6 protein-coding genes are annotated in these 5,421 nt (G+C 28.8%); 2 read left to right on the top strand and 4 right to left on the bottom strand.

Going from position 1 to position 5,421, the window contains the following annotated elements:
• From EZH24_RS06675 to EZH24_RS06685, 3 genes are all read right to left on the bottom strand, one after another.
• Window positions 1-830 (bottom strand): DNA-methyltransferase (locus tag EZH24_RS06675; RefSeq protein ID WP_137998351.1); only part of this gene is annotated, 830 nt, incomplete at its 3' end.
• 42 nt (window positions 831-872) lie between these two features.
• The gene (locus EZH24_RS06680; RefSeq protein WP_137998352.1) at window positions 873-1,076 is read right to left on the bottom strand and encodes a hypothetical protein; all 204 of its coding nucleotides are present in this window, start codon (window positions 1,074-1,076) and stop codon (window positions 873-875) included.
• Window positions 1,077-1,269: 193 nt separating this feature from the next.
• The gene (locus EZH24_RS06685) at window positions 1,270-2,010 is read right to left on the bottom strand and encodes a TRM11 family SAM-dependent methyltransferase (protein WP_137998353.1); all 741 of its coding nucleotides are present in this window, start codon (window positions 2,008-2,010) and stop codon (window positions 1,270-1,272) included.
• Window positions 2,011-2,175: 165 nt separating this feature from the next.
• Here EZH24_RS06685 and EZH24_RS06690 point away from each other — a divergent pair, with 165 nt between their 5' ends.
• Window positions 2,176-2,853 carry a 4'-phosphopantetheinyl transferase family protein gene (locus tag EZH24_RS06690; RefSeq protein ID WP_236847098.1) on the top strand — a complete coding sequence of 226 codons (678 nt, stop codon included), beginning with the start codon at window positions 2,176-2,178 and terminating at the stop codon, window positions 2,851-2,853.
• Window positions 2,854-2,942: 89 nt separating this feature from the next.
• Window positions 2,943-3,941 (top strand): FecR domain-containing protein, encoded by a 999-nt coding sequence (locus EZH24_RS06695; protein ID WP_137998354.1) that lies wholly within the window; start codon window positions 2,943-2,945, stop codon window positions 3,939-3,941.
• Window positions 3,942-3,946: 5 nt separating this feature from the next.
• Here EZH24_RS06695 and EZH24_RS06700 read toward each other — a convergent pair whose 3' ends face one another.
• Window positions 3,947-5,239, bottom strand: a complete 1,293-nt coding sequence (locus tag EZH24_RS06700) for a glutamate-5-semialdehyde dehydrogenase (protein WP_137998355.1) — start codon at window positions 5,237-5,239, stop codon at window positions 3,947-3,949.
• Window positions 5,240-5,421 lie beyond the last annotated feature (182 nt).

The following is a 5,421-nucleotide window of genomic DNA, read 5'->3' on the forward strand; positions in this document are numbered from 1 at the left end:
TTTATTTCGTAGCCTACAAAATTTCTATTATTTTTAATCGCTGCTATGGCGGTAGTTCCGCTTCCCATAAAAGGGTCGAGAACTATATCGTTTGTAAATGAAAAAAGTTTTATTAATCTATTCGGCAATTCTTCTGGAAAAGGAGCGGGATGTCCGATTCTTTTTGCGCTTTCGGGATTCATAGTCCAAACGCTTTTTGTCCATTCTATAAATTCTTCTTTAGTTATATTATCATGTCTAAATTCTTTTTCGTTTTTATCTCTTTCTCTTTTATAATTTCCTTTAGAAAAAATTAAAATATATTCATGCACATCTCTCAATATCGGATTGCTTGCGCTTTGAAAACTTCCCCACGCTGTAGATATTCCAGCGCCCGCCGATTTATTCCAAATGATTTCGCCTCGCATATTAAAACCTATTTCAATCATAATTTTCGACACATAATCCGATAACGGTATATAAGGTTTTCTTCCTATGTTCGCTATATTGATGCAAGCTCGTCCTCCGTTAACCAACACTCTATATGTCTCGGTAAAACAATTTTTAAGCAAATCCAAATATTCTTCTAAAGACAAATCATTGTCATACTCTTTCGACACATTATAAGGCGGAGAGGTTATCATTAAATGAAGAGAATTATTAGGAATATCTTTCATGTTTTCGCATGAACCTTCAATAATCGTATTAAGCAGTTCATTTGGAAATTCATTAATTATGATATCCGAATCTTTATTTATTATTTCTTTATATAATTTTGAGTCATAAAATTTTGAAGAATCATGCCCGACTCTTCCTTTCGTTCCAAACGCGCTTGTTTTAGTTTTTTTCATTATTAATTTAAACAAATATAGTCTTAATATCTTATTTTCAAATTAATGCCTATTCAAATAATCAATAATTGCTTTTATAAGTTTTATAACATAACGAAATAAAAAACCAAATATAACAAATATTACTATCATCATACCTATTGATATTAAAGATTTTCCCGATGCAACTTGTTTCTCTTGAGCATATAACATATATGTAAATAAAATTAAATAAATCAATAAATATGATATTTTTCTAATTCTCATAATGAAAACTCCATTTTAATTTCAAAGAAAAAATAATTTTTATAAATGCGATAAATATTCCATAAATTCATGGTTTAAATATATCCTACAATTATTTTATTAGTTTGTTTAATTTAAAATATATTATATAGAAATAATTTTATTTGTCAAAATATATCTCCATAATAAAAATAAGAACAAATAACAACTTGATTTACAAATTCCTCAAATGTAACATCCCGTTATTATCCAAAGTCTTATTTCCAACTTTATACATTACAAATAAATAATTGAATCCTCGCAAATAACAATTATTTTCTATTGCTGAAATATGATAATTGCCTTTGCTTAAAGTTTTATTATGGCGAACGACTGAAATTATATCTATTGGAATAAAATATTTATTTAAAAGTTCGAATAATTTAAAACCTATCGGCATAAAAGGATAATTTTTTTTATAAGAATCCGAAACATATAAAGCCATATATCTGTCTTTTTTCATTATTCTAAATATTTCTTTAAAACAATCGTCCATCGCTTTATAATATTCTTCGTTTTTTGCGCTCAATTTTCCGATGCAATTTTTTTCGTTGGAATATTTTATATGGTCGCTATAAGGAGGGTCTACAAATACAAAATCTACTTTTTCGTTTTCAATCGGAATTTTTCTTGCATCCGCTTTGAAAATATCTTTTCTTTCTAAAGATTTCGGATTAATATCGTATCCTAAAGCCCGCCTTTTTAATTCTCTTGCCACATCTATAGTAGTGCCGCTTCCCGCCATCGGGTCGACTACCAAATCTTTTTCTTTAGTGTATCTGTTTAGAAGATTCCAAATAATATATGAAGGAGTCGCTCCCGCATAGAATTTATGTTTTTCTTCCTCGCTTTTCAAATATTGCTGCGAAGGATAATCCCATAAAGTCGTGGTTTGTAATTCAAGTTTCTTTTTCATTATTCCGTTATTATTTATTGATTATAATTTTTATTTTTTATTTATTATATATTAAAAATAAATTTATGATATAAAATACTTGTTATGAATATTGAAATAATAAATTAATGGTTTATTATATATAGATTGAAACGAATACGGAAATAGTTAATAAGGAAGTTGAAATTGGAAAAAACGAAAAAAGACAAGATTCAAACGATATATTTAAAATATATTTTTTGCGATAATTCAAATAATAATTTAAGCGAAAATAAAAATTCTGAAATTTCAAAGATAGAAAATATTTCAAAAGATATGGCTTTACAATATTATTCCAAATCTCAAAACTTGACTATAGAAAGAGGCGAAAACGGAAAACCTTATTTTGCGGGTGAAAACGAAATATTTTTTAACGGAACGCATTCAAAAGATTTGATAGCCGTAGCGATATCCGACAAATTAATCGGAGTTGACGGAGAATATATAAAAAAAAGAGATTTCTTGCGCATAGCAAAAGAATATTTTTCATTTAACGAATACAAATTATTGAAATCGTCCTCAAAATTGGAAATTGATTTTTACACATTATGGACATTAAAAGAATCTTATATAAAAACTTTCGGCAAAAAGATTTTCGATATAAAAGATTCGATTGAAGTAAATTTGGAAGAAAGAGCGATTTATAACGCGGACAATTTATTTTTTGCAACATTTTCTTTAGATAATTGCTACATTATAGGTGTGTGCTGCAATATAGAAAATGCGGAAGATTATAACGATATTGTCATAAAAGCGAGCAGTTTCAATTTGGACTTGATTTTTGCATATCCAGAATTTCCGCAAATAGAGTTGATAGAAATTTGATTTAAACTATTGACTTTTTAATTGTAGCATGTAAAATATAAACGGTTGGAAGAATCATGATTTTAGCCGATAATTAAGGAGTAAATAATATGAAGAACTTAAACTTATTTTTACTACCTATATTAATACTTTTTAATAGCGCTTTTCTTTTTTCTCAAGATGCGACTTTTAAGGTTACGGGAATAACGGGAGTGGCTTTCATAGAAAAAGCGGACAAATCTTTGAGAGTTTTCAGAGGAAGCGAAATTCACAACGAATATAAATTAAGAACTTCAAGCGATTCTCAAGCGGAAATTACTATAGCAAAAAACGGAAATAAAATTGGAAATATAACGGTTAATGAAAACACTATTTTACTCGTTAATCCGCCGATTTATAAAAATGCGGATAAAGACGGAAAAATTTCATTATCTTTACTCGAAGGATATATTAAAGTCAATATTCAAAAAGATATAGGAAATATTGTAGAAATTCACACGGCAAATACTTCGGCGATAGTGAGAGGAACGGAATTTGAAGTGGCTTTTGCGGAAAACGGCTCGAGCATAGTGCTTTTGTCGGAAGGAAGCGTAGATATAGTGACTGACGAAGATAAAAAAGTTCTATCTCCAAAAGAAGCATATATAAAAACTATGGACGAAGAATCAAAAATAATCAAACAGAACGCTGAAAGCGACCCGATTGTATTTTTGAATAGAGGAGAAGAAATTTCAAGAGCAAATTCTGTGTCGACTATAGAAAATCTTATTAACGCTATGGAAAATATTTCGCAGGAAGAAGGCGCTTATGTTTCGCCTTTGAATAACGAGGCATATAACGACAAATATATTAACGATATGGAAATGAAAAGATACAGAATGCTTGCCGCAAACGAAGGCTATTATAATACGATAATCAAATTGATAAATTTAGAACCAGAGAAAAAAATTGAAATGACGGCTTACGCGAGAAAATCGCTCGCATTATATGGAGCAAATCAAAGAGCGATTAATAAAATGAATTCCGCCATAATCAAAAACAGAGAAAAATTCGACAAAATAAGAAAAGATTTCGATGTAAAAATCGGCGCTTCCGTTCCAAATCAATAAAAATTTTATTTAATTTTTTTATGTTTAAAACTCTTTTTATGAGTCGTATAATCGTTTACTATTTGATAATTTCCAAACAATTTGTATTTGTAAATCGTAAGTCCTTCCAAACCGACTGGACCTCTCGCATGAGTTTTATTAGTCGATATTCCAACCTCCGCTCCGAATCCGTATCTGAATCCGTCCGAAAATCTTGTCGAAGTATTTGAATAAACATTTGCGGAATCTACGAATGTCATAAATTTTTCTATATTTTCTTTATTTTCCGAAATTATGGAATCGGTATGATGCGAGCCGAATTTATTTATATGTTTATAAGCGTCTTCAATATTTTCGACTATTTTTAACGAAACTTCTTTATCTCCATACTCTTTATGCCAATCTTCGACTTTTCCTATGTCCGATAAGATTTTTTTTACTTCTTCGTCTCCATTCATTTTAATATCGTTTTCTTTGAATAGAGAATATAATTTATTTAAGAATTCGTTTGCAATATTTTTATTTATCAAAATAGTTTCAACCGAATTGCATGCGCTCGGATATTGAGCTTTAGAATCCAAACAAATTTTCAAAGCTTTTTCGATATTTGCGCTTTCGTCAATATATAAATGGCATATTCCGTCCGAATGTCCCAAAACGGGAATATTCGTATTTGCCTTTATAAATTGCACCAAATCGTTTGACCCTCTCGGAATTATCAAATCGATATATTTATCCATAGACAAAATATTTTTTATATCCTCTCTGCTGAAAATCAAATTAACCGAATTTTTTGGAAATTCTTTTATATCGTTTAAAGATTCGTTTATTATTTCAAAAATCATTTTATTCGTGTTTTCGCCTTCTCTTCCGCCTTTCAATATGACGGCGTTTGCGGATTTTATACATAAAGAAGATATTTGAGAGATAACATCTGGACGCGCTTCGAATATGACGGCAATTAGTCCGATTGGGCAAGAAACTTTTTTTAAGATTAAATTATCGTCAAGTTCCGTTTGAGCCAATATTTTATTTATCGGGTCTTCCAATTTTATAACATCTCTTATCCCAGAAATTATATCGAGCATTTTATTTTCGTCCAATTTGAGCCTATTAAACATAGAAACGGAAATTTTATTTTTATTTAAAAGTTCTTTTGAATATTCCAAATCTTTATCGTTAGCTTCGAATATTTCATTTTTTCTTTTTTCAATATTTTTAGCGATTTCCGAAAGAGCTTTATTTTTTATTTCAGAACTTAAAGATTGCAATTTATAAGTCGATTCTTTCGCGCTTTTTACCAAATCTAATAATTCCATAAAATTGTCCGTTTGTTTTTTGTATATAGTATCATATTTTGGAAAAATTTAAAATAAAACGCTTGACAAATTTTTTAATTCATGTTATATTTTACTTAAATTATTTAATTAAAGTTAATGATATTGGATGATTTAATTATGATTAGATACTATAAATTAGCATACTATAATTTCGTTAAGCA

Origin of the sequence: Brachyspira catarrhinii (genome assembly GCF_005518285.1) — a bacterium.
Classification (GTDB): domain Bacteria; phylum Spirochaetota; class Brachyspiria; order Brachyspirales; family Brachyspiraceae; genus Brachyspira; species Brachyspira catarrhinii.